This window comes from Escherichia sp. KTE31 (genome assembly GCF_000407925.1).
Taxonomy (GTDB): domain Bacteria; phylum Pseudomonadota; class Gammaproteobacteria; order Enterobacterales; family Enterobacteriaceae; genus Escherichia; species Escherichia ruysiae.
Map to the genome: position 1 here is coordinate 636,608 of NZ_KE136722.1, position 15,352 is coordinate 651,959.

Below are 15,352 nucleotides of genomic sequence, written 5' to 3' on the forward strand. Positions count from 1 at the left end.
GGTTGCCTTCCGTGAGTAAATTAAAATTTTATTGACTTAGGTCACTAAATACTTTAACCAATATAGGCATAGCGCACAGACAGATAAAAATTACAGAGTACACAACATCCATGAAACGCATCAGCACCACCATTACCACCACCATCACCATTACCACAGGTAACGGTGCGGGCTGACGCGTACAGGAAACACAGAAAAAAGCCCGCACCTGACAGTGCGGGCTTTTTTTTCGACCAAAGATAACGAGGTAACAACCATGCGAGTGTTGAAGTTCGGCGGTACATCAGTGGCAAATGCAGAACGTTTTCTGCGGGTTGCCGATATTCTGGAAAGCAATGCCAGGCAGGGGCAGGTGGCTACAGTCCTCTCTGCTCCCGCCAAAATAACCAACCATCTGGTGGCGATGATTGAAAAAACGATTAGCGGCCAGGATGCTTTGCCCAATATCAGCGATGCCGAACGTATTTTTGCCGAACTTCTGACGGGACTCGCCGCCGCCCAGCCGGGATTCCCGCTGGCGCAACTGAAAACTTTCGTCGATCAAGAATTTGCCCAAATCAAACATGTTCTGCATGGTATCAGCCTGTTGGGACAGTGCCCGGACAGCATCAACGCTGCGTTGATCTGCCGTGGTGAAAAAATGTCGATCGCCATTATGGCCGGTGTACTGGAAGCGCGCGGTCACAACGTTACCGTTATCGATCCAGTCGAAAAACTGCTGGCTGTCGGTCACTACCTCGAATCTACCGTCGATATTGCTGAATCCACCCGCCGTATTGCTGCAAGCCGCATTCCGGCTGACCACATGGTGCTGATGGCAGGCTTCACCGCCGGTAATGAAAAAGGCGAACTGGTGGTGCTGGGACGCAATGGTTCCGACTACTCCGCTGCGGTGCTGGCTGCCTGTTTACGTGCCGATTGTTGCGAAATCTGGACGGACGTCGACGGGGTCTATACCTGCGACCCGCGTCAGGTGCCCGATGCGAGGTTGTTAAAGTCGATGTCCTATCAGGAAGCGATGGAGCTTTCCTATTTCGGCGCTAAAGTTCTTCACCCCCGCACCATTACCCCCATCGCTCAGTTCCAGATCCCTTGCCTAATTAAAAACACCGGAAATCCACAAGCGCCAGGGACGCTCATTGGTGCCAGCCGTGATGAAGATGAATTACCGGTCAAGGGTATTTCCAATCTGAATAACATGGCGATGTTCAGCGTTTCTGGTCCCGGAATGAAAGGGATGGTCGGCATGGCGGCGCGCGTCTTTGCAGCAATGTCACGCGCCCGCATTTCAGTGGTGCTGATTACGCAATCGTCTTCCGAATACAGCATCAGTTTCTGCGTTCCACAAAGCGACTGTGTGCGAGCTGAACGGGCAATGCAGGAAGAGTTCTATCTTGAACTGAAAGAAGGCTTACTGGAGCCGCTGGCAGTGACAGAACGGCTGGCTATTATCTCGGTGGTGGGCGATGGTATGCGCACGCTGCGTGGGATCTCGGCGAAATTCTTTGCCGCGCTGGCTCGCGCTAATATCAACATTGTCGCCATTGCCCAAGGGTCTTCTGAACGTTCAATCTCCGTGGTGGTAAATAACGATGATGCGACCACTGGCGTGCGCGTTACTCATCAGATGCTGTTCAATACCGATCAGGTTATCGAAGTGTTTGTGATTGGTGTCGGTGGCGTTGGAGGTGCGCTGCTGGAGCAACTGAAGCGTCAGCAAAGCTGGCTGAAGAGTAAACATATTGATTTACGAGTCTGTGGCGTTGCCAACTCGAAGGCGTTGCTGACCAATGTGCATGGTCTTAACCTGGAAAACTGGCAGGAAGAATTGGCGCAAGCTAAAGAGCCGTTCAACCTTGGGCGCTTAATTCGCCTGGTGAAAGAATATCATCTGCTGAATCCGGTTATTGTTGACTGCACCTCCAGCCAGGCGGTGGCGGATCAATATGCCGACTTCCTCCGCGAAGGTTTCCACGTGGTGACGCCGAACAAAAAGGCCAACACCTCGTCGATGGATTATTACCACCAGTTGCGTTACGCGGCGGAAAAGTCGCGGCGTAAATTCCTCTATGACACCAACGTCGGTGCGGGATTACCGGTCATTGAGAATCTGCAAAACCTGCTCAACGCAGGTGATGAGTTGATGAAATTCTCCGGCATTCTTTCTGGTTCGCTTTCTTACATCTTCGGCAAGTTAGACGAAGGCATGAGTTTCTCCGAGGCGACCACGCTGGCGCGGGAAATGGGTTATACCGAACCGGACCCGCGAGATGATCTTTCTGGTATGGATGTGGCGCGCAAACTGTTGATTCTCGCCCGTGAAACTGGACGTGAACTGGAATTAGCGGATATTGAGATCGAACCTGTGCTGCCTGCAGAGTTTAATGCCGAGGGTGATGTTGCAGCTTTTATGGCGAATCTGTCACAGCTCGACGATCTCTTTGCCGCACGCGTGGCGAAGGCTCGTGATGAGGGCAAAGTTTTGCGTTATGTTGGCAATATTGATGACGATGGCGTCTGCCGCGTGAAAATTGCTGAAGTGGATGGTAACGATCCGCTGTTCAAAGTGAAAAATGGCGAAAATGCCCTGGCCTTCTATAGCCACTATTATCAGCCGCTGCCGTTGGTTCTGCGCGGATATGGGGCGGGCAATGACGTTACAGCTGCCGGTGTCTTTGCCGATTTGCTACGCACCCTCTCATGGAAGTTAGGAGTCTGACATGGTTAAAGTTTATGCTCCGGCTTCCAGTGCCAATATGAGCGTTGGGTTTGATGTGCTCGGCGCGGCGGTAACGCCTGTTGATGGCGAGTTGCTTGGGGATGTGGTGACGGTTGATGCGGCAGAGACATTCAGCCTCAACAACCTTGGACGGTTTGCCGACAAGCTACCGTCAGAACCACGAGAAAATATCGTTTATCAGTGCTGGGAGCGTTTTTGCCAGGAGCTGGGCAAGCAAATTCCAGTGGCGATGACTCTGGAAAAGAATATGCCGATCGGTTCGGGCTTAGGCTCCAGCGCCTGTTCGGTGGTCGCGGCACTGGTCGCGATGAATGAACACTGCGGCAAGCCACTTAATGACACCCGTTTGCTGGCTTTGATGGGCGAGCTGGAAGGACGTATCTCCGGCAGCATTCATTACGACAATGTGGCACCGTGTTTTCTTGGTGGTATGCAGTTGATGATCGAAGAAAACGACATCATCAGCCAGCAAGTGCCCGGGTTTGATGAGTGGCTGTGGGTGCTGGCGTATCCGGGGATTAAAGTCTCGACGGCAGAAGCCCGGGCTATTTTACCGGCGCAGTATCGCCGCCAGGATTGCATTGCGCACGGGCGACATCTGGCAGGCTTCATTCACGCCTGCTATTCCCGTCAGCCTGAGCTTGCCGCGAAGCTGATGAAAGATGTTATCGCTGAACCCTACCGTGAACGGTTACTGCCTGGCTTCCGGCAGGCGCGGCAGGCGGTTGCGGAAATCGGCGCGGTAGCGAGCGGTATCTCTGGCTCCGGTCCGACCTTGTTCGCTTTGTGTGACAAGCCGGATACCGCCCAGCGCGTTGCCGACTGGTTGGGTAAGAACTACCTGCAAAATCAGGAAGGTTTTGTTCATATTTGCCGGCTGGATACGGCGGGCGCACGAGTACTGGAAAAATAAATGAAACTCTACAATCTGAAAGATCACAACGAGCAGGTCAGCTTTGCACAAGCCGTAACGCAGGGGTTGGGCAAAAATCAGGGGCTGTTTTTTCCGCACGATCTGCCGGAATTCGGCCTGACCGAAATTGATGAGATGCTGAAACTGGATTTCGTCACCCGTAGCGCGAAGATCCTTTCGGCGTTTATTGGTGATGAAATCCCGCAGGACGCACTGGAAGAGCGCGTTCGCGCGGCGTTTGCCTTTCCGGCTCCGGTTGCCAAAGTTGAAAGCGATGTCGGTTGTCTGGAACTGTTCCACGGGCCAACGCTGGCATTTAAAGATTTCGGCGGTCGCTTTATGGCGCAAATGCTGACCCACATAGCGGGCGATAAGCCAGTGACCATTCTGACTGCAACCTCCGGCGATACCGGGGCGGCAGTGGCTCACGCTTTCTACGGTTTACCGAATGTAAAAGTGGTTATCCTCTATCCGCGCGGCAAAATCAGTCCCCTGCAAGAAAAGCTGTTCTGTACGCTGGGCGGCAATATTGAAACCGTTGCCATCGACGGCGATTTCGATGCCTGTCAGGCTCTGGTGAAGCAGGCGTTTGATGATGAAGAACTGAAAGTGGCGCTGGGGTTAAACTCCGCTAACTCCATTAACATCAGCCGCTTGCTGGCACAAATTTGCTACTACTTTGAAGCTGTGGCGCAGTTGCCGCAGGAAGCGCGCAACCAGCTGGTTGTCTCGGTGCCGAGCGGTAACTTCGGCGATTTGACGGCAGGTCTGCTGGCGAAATCTCTCGGTCTGCCGGTGAAGCGTTTTATCGCTGCCACTAACGTGAACGATACAGTGCCGCGTTTCCTGCACGACGGGCAGTGGTCGCCAAAAGCCACCCAGGCGACGTTATCCAATGCGATGGATGTTAGCCAGCCGAATAACTGGCCGCGTGTGGAAGAGTTGTTCCGCCGGAAAGTCTGGCAACTGAAAGAGCTGGGTTATGCAGCGGTGGATGATGAAACCACGCAACAGACGATGCGCGAGTTAAAAGAGCTGGGCTATACCTCAGAACCGCACGCTGCTGTGGCTTACCGTGCGCTGCGTGACCAGTTGCATCCAGGCGAATATGGTCTGTTCCTCGGCACCGCACATCCGGCGAAGTTTAAAGAGAGTGTGGAAGCGATTCTCGGTGAATCGCTGGCGCTGCCAAAAGAGCTGGCAGAACGAGCTGAATTACCGCTGCTTTCTCATTATCTGCCCGCCGATTTTGCCGCGTTGCGCAAGCTGATGATGAATCATAAGTAGTATCCATTAATTTCCTGAAAATGGCCGGGCTTGCGTTTATACAGTTCGGCTTTTTTATGGAGAAAACATGAGAAAAATCGACAGAAAAAAAGGAGAAATTTTCAATAAATGCGGTAACTTAGCTCTTTCAATTGTAGAGAATGACAACGGGGATTCTTTTACCGTAAGCTCCTGATATCGGCCCATAACTGGCAATGATAAAAGGAGTCACCTGTGAAAAAGATGCAACCTATCCTACTCGCACTTTCCCTGATTCTGGTCGCTCCTATGGCAGCGCAGGCTGGGGAAATAATGCTAGTACCTTCAGTGACATTACAGATTGGCGATCGCGACCACCGTGGTTACTACTGGGACGGCGGTTACTGGCGTGACCGTGACTGGTGGTATCGAAATTATGAATGGCGAGACAATCGCTGGCACCCACACGGATCGCCGCGTCATAATTGGTATAATGATCATCGAAATGATCACCGTGGAGATCATCGACACGATCACGGCGGCGATCATCGTCCAGGCCCGGACAGGCACCATCGGTAAATATAAATGCCGGATGACCTCCGGCATTTGAGACTGATGACAAACGCCAAATTGCCTGATGCGCTACGCTTATCAGGCCTACGTGATCTCTACAATATATTGAATCTACATGTTTTGTAGACCGGATAAGGCGTTTACGCCGCATCCGACATTTACCACACACTTAACGCAGTTCGTAGCGTTTAAACACCAGTTCGCCATTGCTGGAACTGGCTTCATCGAAGAAGTAACCTTCACTATTAAAACCAGTCAGTTGCTCTGGTTTGGTCAGGCGATTTTCAATAATAAAACGACTCATCAGGCCACGCGCTTTCTTAGCGTAGAAGCTAATAACCTTAAACTTACCGTTCTTCTCATCGAGGAACACCGGCTTGATAATCTCAGCATTCAGTTTCTTCGGTTTCACCGATTTAAAATACTCATCTGATGCCAGGTTAATCACTACCTGATCGCCTTGCGCTTCAAGTGCCTCGTTCAGCTTGTTGGTGATCACATCACCCCAGAATTGGTACAGATCTTTGCCCCGGGCGTTTTCAAGACGGATACCCATCTCCAGACGATATGGCTGCATTAAATCGAGCGGGCGCAGTACGCCATACAAACCGGAAAGCATACGCAAATGCTGCTGGGCAAAAGCGAAATCGTCTTCACTGAAGGTTTCGGCCTGTAAACCGGTGTAGACATCGCCTTTGAACGCCAGAATCGCCTGTCGGGCATTCTCTGGCGTGAAATCTGGCTGCCAGTCATGAAAGCGAGCGGCGTTGATACCCGCCAGTTTGTCGCTGATGCGCATCAGCGTGCTAATCTGCGGGGGCGTCAGCTTCCGCGCTTCGTGAATAAGCTGCTGAGAGTTGTCTAACAGCTCCGGCAACGTATAGCGCGTGGTAGCCAACGGGCTTTGATAATCAAGCGTTTTCGCAGGTGAAATCAGAATCAGCATATCCAGTCCTTGCAGGAAATTTACAGCGACTGTAGCAAAAAAAGCGGATGAATTGATCGATAGTTGTGATTAGTCCCGCGAAACATCATCCCACGTATCAGGCGCGAGTTGCTGGTCGATATCCGGGTAGCGCAGTGGATCAAACACCGGACGCACACCAAGTTTACGCTGGCGAAGATAATCACTGGCAATGGTATGCACTACCGGAGAGAGCAGCAAAATAGCGGTCAGATTAGTGATAGCCATACACGCCATAATAATATCAGCCAGTTGCCACATCATGGGTAGGCTAAGTAGCGTGCCACCAATCACGGTGGTAAAGATGCAGATACGCAGGCACCAGATCGCTTTGGGACTGTTCAGGCGTAAAAAGAAAAGGTTATTTTCTGCATAAATGTAATTGGCGACGATGGAGCTGAAGGCAAACAGAATTACCACTATTGTGACAAACTCTGCTCCCCAGGAACCCATTAGTGCTCGCATTGCTTTCTGGAGAAGTTGTATACCCTCCAGCGGCATATAGGTTGTACCGTTTCCGGCCAGTAATATCAGCATGGCGCTCGCCGTGCAGATGATCAGGGTGTCGATGAAAATGCCGATCATCTGGACAATGCCTTGCGCAGCTGGATGCGGCGGCCAGGATGCCGCTGCTGCCGCTGCGTTTGGTGTCGAACCCATTCCCGCCTCATTAGAAAACATACTGCGCTGAAAGCCGTTTGTAACCGCTTGACTCAGGGTGTAGCCCGCCGCGCCGCCTGCCGCTTCCTGCCAGCCAAAGGCGCTTTCAAAAATAGACCAAATGACGTGAGGAAGTTGCTCGATATTCATCGCACAAATGACCAGACTGGCGAGTACCCAGATTAATGCCATCGCGGGGACAAACCATTGCATCAGTCGGGCTACGCCATGAATACCGTGGGTTATCGCCAACAGGGTAAAGACGGCGAGAATGATGCCAGTTACTAATGGTGGAACATCAAACGCAAAATTCATCGCGCGGGCAACGGCGTTTGCCTGAACACCGCTGAAAATCAATCCGTAGGCAATGAGCAAAAAGATAGCGAATAGCACGCCCATCCAGCGCATCCCCAATCCACGCGCCATATACCATGCTGGACCACCGCGAAACTGCCCATTAGCGTCACGTTCTTTATAAAGCTGGGCAAGGGAACATTCTGCAAAAGAGGTCGCCATGCCGATAAATGCGGCAATCCACATCCAGAAGATGGCACCTGGCCCTCCGGCAGTAATGGCCAACGCAACGCCTGCGAGGTTACCGCTGCCGACGCGCGCGGCAAGACTGGTGCACAGTGACTGAAAAGAGGTTAAGCCACCCGGTTGGGGATGAACGCTATTTTTGAGACTTTTGCCAAACTGGCGAATATAGCGAAACTGAACGAATCCGGTGCGAAAAGTGAACCAGCAACCTGCACCGAAGAGCAGGTAGATCATCACTGATCCCCATAGAACATTGTTAATAAAAGAGAAAAAATCAGGCATTCGTATCCCTCTTGTCGCCGGCACGCGGTTACATTCCTGTGTAAACGTTACCAATTGATTAAGAATTATATACGATGTGCATTGGTAGATAACGCCTGGGTAGCATACTCGAGTTTTTGTTTAAAAATGGCGAGCGATATCAACGCAGTGTCAGAAAACCTAAACAGTCTCGCCTGGCTATAACCCTCTCGTCTGCGGTTGCGCTGTCGTTGCGTCGTGATATCATCAGGGCAGACCGGTTACATCCCCCTAACAAGCTGTTTAAAGAGAAATACTATCATGACGGACAAATTGACCTCCCTTCGTCAGTACACCACTGTAGTGGCCGACACTGGGGACATCGCGGCAATGAAGCTGTATCAACCGCAGGATGCCACAACCAACCCTTCTCTCATTCTTAATGCAGCGCAGATTCCGGAATACCGCAAGTTGATTGATGATGCTGTCGCATGGGCGAAACAGCAGAGCAACGATCGCGCACAGCAAATCGTGGACGCGACTGACAAACTGGCTGTAAACATTGGTCTGGAAATCCTGAAACTGGTTCCTGGCCGTATCTCCACTGAAGTTGATGCGCGTCTTTCTTATGACACTGAAGCGTCAATTGCGAAAGCAAAACGCCTGATCAAACTTTACAACGATGCGGGTATCAGCAACGATCGTATTCTGATCAAACTGGCGTCTACCTGGCAGGGTATCCGTGCTGCTGAACAGCTGGAAAAAGAAGGCATCAACTGTAACCTGACTCTGCTGTTCTCCTTCGCTCAGGCGCGTGCTTGTGCGGAAGCGGGCGTGTTCCTGATCTCTCCGTTCGTTGGTCGTATTCTGGATTGGTACAAAGCCAATACCGATAAGAAAGAGTATGCGCCGGCAGAAGATCCGGGTGTGGTTTCTGTATCTGAAATCTACCAGTACTACAAAGAGCACGGTTACGAAACTGTGGTTATGGGCGCAAGCTTCCGTAACATCGGCGAAATTCTGGAACTGGCAGGCTGCGACCGTCTGACCATCGCACCGGCACTGCTGAAAGAGCTGGCTGAGAGCGAAGGGGCTATCGAACGTAAACTGTCTTACACCGGCGAAGTGAAAGCGCGTCCGGCGCGCATCACCGAGTCCGAGTTCCTGTGGCAGCACAACCAGGATCCAATGGCAGTAGATAAACTGGCGGAAGGTATCCGTAAGTTTGCTGTTGACCAGGAAAAACTGGAAAAAATGATCGGCGATCTGCTGTAATCACTCTTAGCGTGACCGGGAAGTCGGTCACGCTACCTCTTCTGAAGCCTGTCTGTCACTCCCTTCGCAGTGTATCATTCTGTTTAACGAGACTGTTTAAACGGAAAAATCTTGATGAATACTTTACGTATCGGCTTAGTTTCCATCTCTGATCGCGCGTCCAGCGGCGTTTATCAGGATAAAGGCATCCCTGCGCTGGAAGAATGGCTGACATCCGCACTGACAACGCCATTTGAGCTGGAAACCCGCTTAATCCCTGATGAGCAGGCGATCATTGAACAAACCCTGTGTGAGCTGGTGGATGAAATGAGTTGTCATCTGGTACTCACTACGGGAGGGACTGGGCCGGCGCGCCGTGACGTGACGCCTGATGCAACGCTGGCAGTAGCTGACCGCGAGATGCCGGGCTTTGGTGAACAGATGCGCCAGATTAGCCTGCATTTTGTGCCGACGGCGATCCTTTCGCGTCAGGTTGGCGTGATTCGTAAACAGGCACTGATCCTTAACTTACCCGGTCAGCCGAAGTCTATTAAAGAGACGCTGGAAGGTGTGAAGGACGCTGAGGGTAACGTTGTGGTGCACGGTATTTTTGCCAGCGTACCGTACTGCATTCAGTTGCTGGAAGGGCCATACGTTGAAACGGCACCAGAAGTGGTTGCTGCATTCAGACCGAAGAGTGCAAGACGCGAAGTGAGCGAATAAAAAAATCCCCCCGAACGGGGGGATCTCAAACAATTAGTGGGATTCACCAATCGGCAGAACGGTGCGACCAAACTGCTCGTTCAGCACTTCACCCATCGCCAGATAGATTGCGCTGGCACCGCAAATCAGGCCAATCCAGCCTGCGAAATGGATGATTGCAGCGTTACCGGCAATATTACCGATAGCCAGCAGGGCAAACAGCACGGTCAGGCTGAAGAAAACGAATTGCAGAACGCGTGCGCCTTTCAGCGTGCCGAAGAACATAAACAGCGTAAACACGCCCCACAGACCCAGGTAGACACCAAGGAACTGCGCATTTGGCGCATCGGTCAGACCCAGTTTCGGCATCAGCAGAATCGCAACCAGCGTCAGCCAGAAAGAACCGTAAGAGGTAAAGGCGGTTAAACCGAAAGTATTGCCTTTTTTGTACTCCAGCAGACCGGCAAAAATTTGCGCGATGCCGCCGTAGAAGATGCCCATGGCAAGAATAATACCGTCCAGGGCGAAATAACCCACGTTGTGCAGGTTAAGCAGAATGGTGGTCATGCCGAAGCCCATCAGGCCCAGCGGTGCCGGATTAGCCAACTTAGTGTTGCCCATAATTCCTCAAAAATCATCATCGAATGAATGGTGAAATAATTTCCCTGAATAACTGTAGTGTTTTCAGGGCGCGGCATAATAATCAGCCAGTGGGGCAGTGTCTATGATCTTTTGAGGGGAAAATGAAAATTTTCCCCTGTGTCAGGTATCAGGGCTGAGTGGCGCTAACCATTCGCCGCAGACAGGCGATTTGCAACACCGCTGGAATTGTCACCCGAAAGGCAGTGCCGCTAACGGCTTTAACCCCATTTAATGCTGCACCCACCGGCCCTCCCAGACCCGCGCCGCGTAGCAGACCATGCCCAAGCACGCTCATCGCAGCGTGGGTACGCAAAATGCGGGTAAGTTGGCTGGAAAGCAGATGCGACACGCCTTTGGCCAGTTGTTTGTCTTTCATCAATAACGGCAGCAGCTCTTCCAGTTCGTTAACCTTTGCGTTGACGGCCTGCAAAAACTCCTTTTTATGCGTCTCGTCCATTTTCTTCCAGGTATTGCGCAGAAAATGTTCGAGTAACTGTTGCTCAATTGCAAAGGTAGACATCTCTTTATCGGCTTTCAGTTTCAGCCGTTTGGAGACATCGAGTAAAATAGCGCGATACCGTTTGCCGTGTCCGCGCAGTTTGTTAGCGATGCTATCGCCGCCAAAATGTTGTAATTCCCCAGCAATTAGCTGCCAGTTGCGGCGATGCTGCTCGGGATGCCCTTCCATCGATTTAAACAGTTCGTTGCGCATTAATACGCTGGACAGGCGGGTTTTGCCTTTTTCATTATGAGTGAGTAAGCGGGTAAAGTTTGCCAGCTGTTCTTCGCTGCAATGCTGTAGAAAATCTAAGTCTGAATCATGTAGATAGTTGACGTTCATGTCATTGTGGCTTCTGTATTAAAAGGTTAGTCGTCGCCGATAATTTTCAGCGTGGCCATATCCGATGAGTTCACCGTATGACCGGAAAAGGTGATTTTTGACACGCAGCGTTTGTTGTCGTTATCGCTGTTAATGTTGATCCAGCCGGTGGTTTGCCCTTCTTTGATTTCAGCCGGAATGTTCAGGCTTTGGCTGGCGCTACGGGCTGCTTTGAAATAAACCGACGCGGCACTTAACTGTAAATCGCCATGATCGGCAGTGAGTTGTATGCGTTTTACAATGCGGCAAACGGGGAGTTTCAACGTCAGATCGTTGGTCTCGTTACGCGGCATGGCAATGACGCCGAGGATTTTATGGTCGTTGGCCTGCGCGGTGCAGCACAGCATCAGGCCGAGCACGAGGCTGGCGGAAATCATAAAAATGGATTTCATTAAGATTCTCTTAGCGGGGAGTAGTCGGGGGAAGAATAGCCATTAGTTTACTGCTGACTAAAAGAAGATTCAGGTACGTAATCTTTTCTTTTTATTACAATTTTCTAGTGAATAACTTGTGTAAAATTCATTATTTACGTGAATGTTATTGTTCCTTTTTTTTCAGTTCTTCCGGCATATCGTGAAATTTCTGCGCAAAAGCACAAAAAATTTTTGCATCTCCCCCTTGATGACGTGGGTTACGACCCCATTTAGTAGTCAACCGCAGTGAGTGAGTCTGCAAAAAAATGAAATTGGGCAGTTGAAACCAGACGTTTCGCTCCTATTACAGACTCACAACCACATGATGACCGAATATATAGTGGAGACGTTTAGATGGGTAAAATAATTGGTATCGACCTGGGTACTACCAACTCTTGTGTAGCGATTATGGATGGCACCACTCCTCGTGTGCTGGAGAACGCCGAAGGCGATCGCACCACGCCTTCTATCATTGCCTATACCCAGGATGGTGAAACTCTGGTTGGTCAGCCGGCTAAACGTCAGGCAGTGACGAACCCGCAAAACACCCTGTTTGCGATTAAACGCCTGATTGGCCGCCGCTTCCAGGACGAAGAAGTACAGCGTGATGTTTCCATCATGCCATTCAAAATTATTGCTGCTGATAACGGCGACGCATGGGTCGAAGTTAAAGGCCAGAAAATGGCACCGCCGCAGATTTCTGCTGAAGTGCTGAAAAAAATGAAGAAAACTGCAGAAGATTACCTGGGCGAACCGGTAACTGAAGCAGTTATCACCGTACCGGCATACTTTAACGATGCTCAGCGTCAGGCAACTAAAGACGCAGGCCGTATCGCTGGTCTGGAAGTAAAACGTATCATCAACGAACCGACCGCTGCTGCACTGGCTTACGGTCTGGACAAAGGTACTGGCAACCGTACTATCGCGGTTTATGACCTGGGTGGTGGTACTTTCGATATTTCCATTATCGAAATCGACGAAGTTGATGGCGAAAAAACCTTCGAAGTTCTGGCAACCAACGGTGATACCCACCTGGGTGGTGAAGACTTCGACAGCCGTCTGATCAACTACCTGGTTGAAGAATTCAAGAAAGATCAGGGCATTGACCTGCGCAACGATCCGCTGGCAATGCAGCGCCTGAAAGAAGCGGCAGAAAAAGCGAAAATCGAACTGTCTTCCGCTCAGCAGACCGACGTTAACCTGCCGTACATCACCGCAGACGCGACCGGTCCGAAACACATGAACATCAAAGTGACTCGTGCAAAACTGGAAAGCCTGGTAGAAGACCTGGTGAACCGTTCCATTGAGCCGCTGAAAGTTGCTCTGCAGGACGCTGGCCTGTCCGTATCTGATATCGACGATGTTATCCTCGTTGGTGGTCAGACTCGTATGCCAATGGTTCAGAAGAAAGTTGCTGAGTTCTTTGGTAAAGAGCCGCGTAAAGACGTTAACCCGGACGAAGCTGTGGCAATCGGTGCTGCCGTTCAGGGTGGTGTACTGACTGGCGACGTGAAAGACGTACTGCTGCTGGACGTTACCCCGCTGTCTCTGGGTATCGAAACCATGGGCGGTGTGATGACGACGCTGATCGCGAAAAACACCACTATTCCGACCAAGCACAGCCAGGTGTTCTCTACCGCTGAAGACAACCAGTCTGCGGTAACCATCCATGTGCTGCAGGGTGAACGTAAACGTGCGGCTGATAACAAATCTCTGGGTCAGTTCAACTTGGATGGTATCAACCCGGCACCGCGCGGCATGCCGCAGATCGAAGTTACCTTCGATATCGATGCTGACGGTATCCTGCACGTTTCCGCGAAAGATAAAAACAGCGGTAAAGAGCAGAAGATCACCATCAAGGCTTCTTCTGGTCTGAACGAAGATGAAATCCAGAAAATGGTACGCGACGCAGAAGCTAACGCCGAAGCTGACCGTAAGTTTGAAGAGCTGGTACAGACTCGCAACCAGGGCGACCATCTGCTGCACAGCACCCGTAAGCAGGTTGAAGAAGCAGGCGACAAACTGCCGGCTGACGACAAAACTGCTATCGAGTCTGCGCTGACTGCACTGGAAACTGCTCTGAAAGGTGAAGACAAAGCCGCTATCGAAGCGAAAATGCAGGAACTGGCACAGGTTTCCCAGAAACTGATGGAAATCGCCCAGCAGCAACATGCCCAGCAGCAGACTGCCGGTGCTGATGCTTCTGCAAACAACGCGAAAGATGACGATGTTGTCGACGCTGAATTTGAAGAAGTCAAAGACAAAAAATAATCGCCCTATAAACGGGTAATTATACTGACACGGGCGAAGGGGAATTTCCTCTCCGCCCGTGCATTCATCTAGGGGCAATTTAAAAAAGATGGCTAAGCAAGATTATTACGAGATTTTAGGCGTTTCCAAAACAGCGGAAGAGCGTGAAATCAAAAAGGCCTACAAACGCCTGGCCATAAAATACCACCCGGACCGTAACCAGGGTGACAAAGAGGCCGAGGCGAAATTTAAAGAGATCAAGGAAGCTTATGAAGTTCTGACCGACTCGCAAAAACGTGCGGCATACGATCAGTATGGTCATGCTGCGTTTGAGCAAGGCGGCATGGGCGGCGGCGGTTTTGGCGGCGGCGCAGACTTCAGCGATATTTTTGGTGACGTTTTCGGCGATATTTTTGGCGGCGGACGTGGTCGTCAACGTGCGGCGCGTGGTGCTGATTTACGCTATAACATGGAGCTCACCCTCGAAGAAGCTGTACGTGGCGTGACCAAAGAGATCCGCATTCCGACTCTGGAAGAGTGTGACGTTTGCCACGGTAGCGGTGCAAAACCAGGTACGCAGCCGCAGACCTGTCCGACCTGTCATGGTTCTGGTCAGGTGCAGATGCGCCAGGGCTTCTTCGCTGTACAGCAGACCTGTCCGCACTGTCAGGGGCGCGGTACGCTTATCAAAGATCCGTGCAACAAATGCCATGGTCATGGTCGTGTTGAGCGTAGCAAAACGCTGTCCGTTAAAATCCCGGCAGGGGTGGATACTGGAGACCGCATCCGTCTTGCGGGCGAAGGTGAAGCAGGCGAACATGGCGCACCGGCAGGCGATCTGTACGTTCAGGTTCAGGTTAAACAGCACCCGATTTTCGAACGTGAAGGCAACAACCTGTATTGCGAAGTACCGATCAACTTCGCAATGGCGGCGTTGGGCGGTGAAATCGAAGTGCCGACCCTTGATGGTCGCGTAAAACTGAAAGTGCCAGGCGAAACGCAGACCGGTAAGTTGTTCCGTATGCGCGGTAAAGGCGTCAAGTCTGTTCGCGGCGGTGCACAGGGCGATTTGCTGTGCCGTGTTGTCGTCGAAACACCGGTAGGTCTGAACGAGAAGCAGAAACAGCTGCTGCAAGAGCTGCAAGAAAGCTTCGGTGGCCCAACCGGCGAGCACAACAGCCCACGCTCGAAGAGTTTCTTTGATGGCGTGAAGAAGTTTTTTGACGACCTGACTCGCTAATTTCCCCAAAGGCCTGCCCGTGGGCAGGCCAGGGTAAAAAAATAGGGTGCGTTGAAGATATGCGGGCACCTGTAAAGTGGCGGGGATCGCTCCCCG

Annotated in this window: 14 protein-coding genes and 1 other annotated feature; of the genes, 9 read left to right on the forward strand and 5 right to left on the reverse strand. The window is 51.4% G+C overall.

The window, feature by feature from the left end; translation table 11 throughout:
- Positions 1 to 110: 110 nt before the first annotated feature.
- The 5 genes from thrL to WES_RS17765 all read left to right on the forward strand — a co-directional run bounded on the left by thrL (position 111) and on the right by WES_RS17765 (position 5,477).
- Entirely contained in the window at positions 111 to 176 is a 66-nt protein-coding gene (gene thrL / locus WES_RS0120925) for a thr operon leader peptide (protein ID WP_001386572.1), read from the forward strand.
- Positions 112 to 231: a sequence feature (Thr leader region), on the forward strand. (Overlaps the previous gene by 65 nt.)
- A 25-nt stretch (positions 232 to 256) precedes the next feature.
- A complete protein-coding gene (thrA, locus tag WES_RS17780; RefSeq protein ID WP_001264717.1) occupies positions 257 to 2,719 on the forward strand; it encodes a bifunctional aspartate kinase/homoserine dehydrogenase I in 2,463 nt (820 codons plus the stop codon).
- A gap of 1 nt (position 2,720) precedes the next feature.
- On the forward strand, positions 2,721 to 3,653 hold the full coding sequence (gene thrB, locus WES_RS17775) for a homoserine kinase (protein WP_016159427.1): 933 nt from the start codon (positions 2,721 to 2,723) through the stop codon (positions 3,651 to 3,653).
- Positions 3,654 to 4,940 (forward strand): threonine synthase, encoded by a 1,287-nt coding sequence (gene thrC / locus WES_RS17770; protein WP_016159426.1) that lies wholly within the window; start codon positions 3,654 to 3,656, stop codon positions 4,938 to 4,940.
- Positions 4,941 to 5,153: 213 nt separating this feature from the next.
- Complete coding sequence (locus tag WES_RS17765) at positions 5,154 to 5,477, forward strand: DUF2502 domain-containing protein (RefSeq protein ID WP_016159425.1); 324 nt, start codon at positions 5,154 to 5,156, stop codon at positions 5,475 to 5,477.
- Between the two features lie 163 nt (positions 5,478 to 5,640).
- Here the strand turns inward: WES_RS17765 and yaaA are convergent, their stop codons facing one another.
- Together yaaA and WES_RS17755 are read right to left on the reverse strand one after the other, a co-directional pair.
- Positions 5,641 to 6,417, reverse strand: coding sequence for a peroxide stress protein YaaA (gene yaaA / locus WES_RS17760; RefSeq protein WP_016159424.1), 777 nt, complete (start codon positions 6,415 to 6,417; stop codon positions 5,641 to 5,643).
- Positions 6,418 to 6,486: 69 nt separating this feature from the next.
- Positions 6,487 to 7,917: an alanine/glycine:cation symporter family protein gene (locus WES_RS17755; RefSeq protein WP_016159423.1), complete on the reverse strand. Its 1,431-nt coding sequence runs from the start codon at positions 7,915 to 7,917 to the stop codon at positions 6,487 to 6,489.
- Between the two features lie 279 nt (positions 7,918 to 8,196).
- Between WES_RS17755 and tal the strand changes: the two genes are divergently transcribed.
- Both tal and mog read left to right on the forward strand, forming a co-directional pair.
- Positions 8,197 to 9,150, forward strand: coding sequence for a transaldolase (gene tal, locus WES_RS17750; protein WP_000130187.1), 954 nt, complete (start codon positions 8,197 to 8,199; stop codon positions 9,148 to 9,150).
- Between the two features lie 114 nt (positions 9,151 to 9,264).
- Positions 9,265 to 9,852, forward strand: a complete 588-nt coding sequence (gene mog, locus WES_RS17745) for a molybdopterin adenylyltransferase (protein ID WP_001094685.1) — start codon at positions 9,265 to 9,267, stop codon at positions 9,850 to 9,852.
- Between the two features lie 33 nt (positions 9,853 to 9,885).
- Here mog and satP read toward each other — a convergent pair whose 3' ends face one another.
- The 3 genes from satP to WES_RS17730 all read right to left on the reverse strand — a co-directional run bounded on the left by satP (position 9,886) and on the right by WES_RS17730 (position 11,745).
- Complete coding sequence (gene satP / locus WES_RS17740) at positions 9,886 to 10,452, reverse strand: acetate uptake transporter (RefSeq protein WP_000528538.1); 567 nt, start codon at positions 10,450 to 10,452, stop codon at positions 9,886 to 9,888.
- A gap of 148 nt (positions 10,453 to 10,600) precedes the next feature.
- On the reverse strand, positions 10,601 to 11,314 hold the full coding sequence (gene msyB / locus WES_RS17735) for an acidic protein MsyB (RefSeq protein ID WP_016159422.1): 714 nt from the start codon (positions 11,312 to 11,314) through the stop codon (positions 10,601 to 10,603).
- Between the two features lie 26 nt (positions 11,315 to 11,340).
- A complete protein-coding gene (locus WES_RS17730) occupies positions 11,341 to 11,745 on the reverse strand; it encodes a DUF2541 family protein (RefSeq protein WP_000835565.1) in 405 nt (134 codons plus the stop codon).
- A 375-nt stretch (positions 11,746 to 12,120) separates the two neighbouring features.
- On the opposite strand from WES_RS17730, the gene dnaK reads away from it, so the two are divergent.
- Both dnaK and dnaJ read left to right on the forward strand, forming a co-directional pair.
- Positions 12,121 to 14,037 carry a molecular chaperone DnaK gene (dnaK, locus tag WES_RS17725; protein ID WP_000516135.1) on the forward strand — a complete coding sequence of 639 codons (1,917 nt, stop codon included), beginning with the start codon at positions 12,121 to 12,123 and terminating at the stop codon, positions 14,035 to 14,037.
- An 88-nt stretch (positions 14,038 to 14,125) separates the two neighbouring features.
- Positions 14,126 to 15,256 (forward strand): molecular chaperone DnaJ, encoded by a 1,131-nt coding sequence (gene dnaJ / locus WES_RS17720; protein ID WP_016159421.1) that lies wholly within the window; start codon positions 14,126 to 14,128, stop codon positions 15,254 to 15,256.
- Positions 15,257 to 15,352: the final 96 nt, after the last annotated feature.

Excerpts from the sequence above, each read along its gene's own strand:
- msyB (WP_016159422.1), bottom strand. The coding sequence starts at position 11,314 with ATGAACGTCAACTATCTACATGATTCAGACTTAGATTTTCTACAGCAT.
- thrC (WP_016159426.1), top strand. The coding sequence starts at position 3,654 with ATGAAACTCTACAATCTGAAAGATCACAACGAGCAGGTCAGCTTTGCA.
- WES_RS17730 (WP_000835565.1), bottom strand. The coding sequence starts at position 11,745 with ATGAAATCCATTTTTATGATTTCCGCCAGCCTCGTGCTCGGCCTGATG.
- satP (WP_000528538.1), bottom strand. The coding sequence starts at position 10,452 with ATGGGCAACACTAAGTTGGCTAATCCGGCACCGCTGGGCCTGATGGGC.
- yaaA (WP_016159424.1), bottom strand. The coding sequence starts at position 6,417 with ATGCTGATTCTGATTTCACCTGCGAAAACGCTTGATTATCAAAGCCCG.
- WES_RS17755 (WP_016159423.1), bottom strand. The coding sequence starts at position 7,917 with ATGCCTGATTTTTTCTCTTTTATTAACAATGTTCTATGGGGATCAGTG.
- mog (WP_001094685.1), top strand. The coding sequence starts at position 9,265 with ATGAATACTTTACGTATCGGCTTAGTTTCCATCTCTGATCGCGCGTCC.
- thrB (WP_016159427.1), top strand. The coding sequence starts at position 2,721 with ATGGTTAAAGTTTATGCTCCGGCTTCCAGTGCCAATATGAGCGTTGGG.
- dnaJ (WP_016159421.1), top strand. The coding sequence starts at position 14,126 with ATGGCTAAGCAAGATTATTACGAGATTTTAGGCGTTTCCAAAACAGCG.
- thrA (WP_001264717.1), top strand. The coding sequence starts at position 257 with ATGCGAGTGTTGAAGTTCGGCGGTACATCAGTGGCAAATGCAGAACGT.
- tal (WP_000130187.1), top strand. The coding sequence starts at position 8,197 with ATGACGGACAAATTGACCTCCCTTCGTCAGTACACCACTGTAGTGGCC.
- dnaK (WP_000516135.1), top strand. The coding sequence starts at position 12,121 with ATGGGTAAAATAATTGGTATCGACCTGGGTACTACCAACTCTTGTGTA.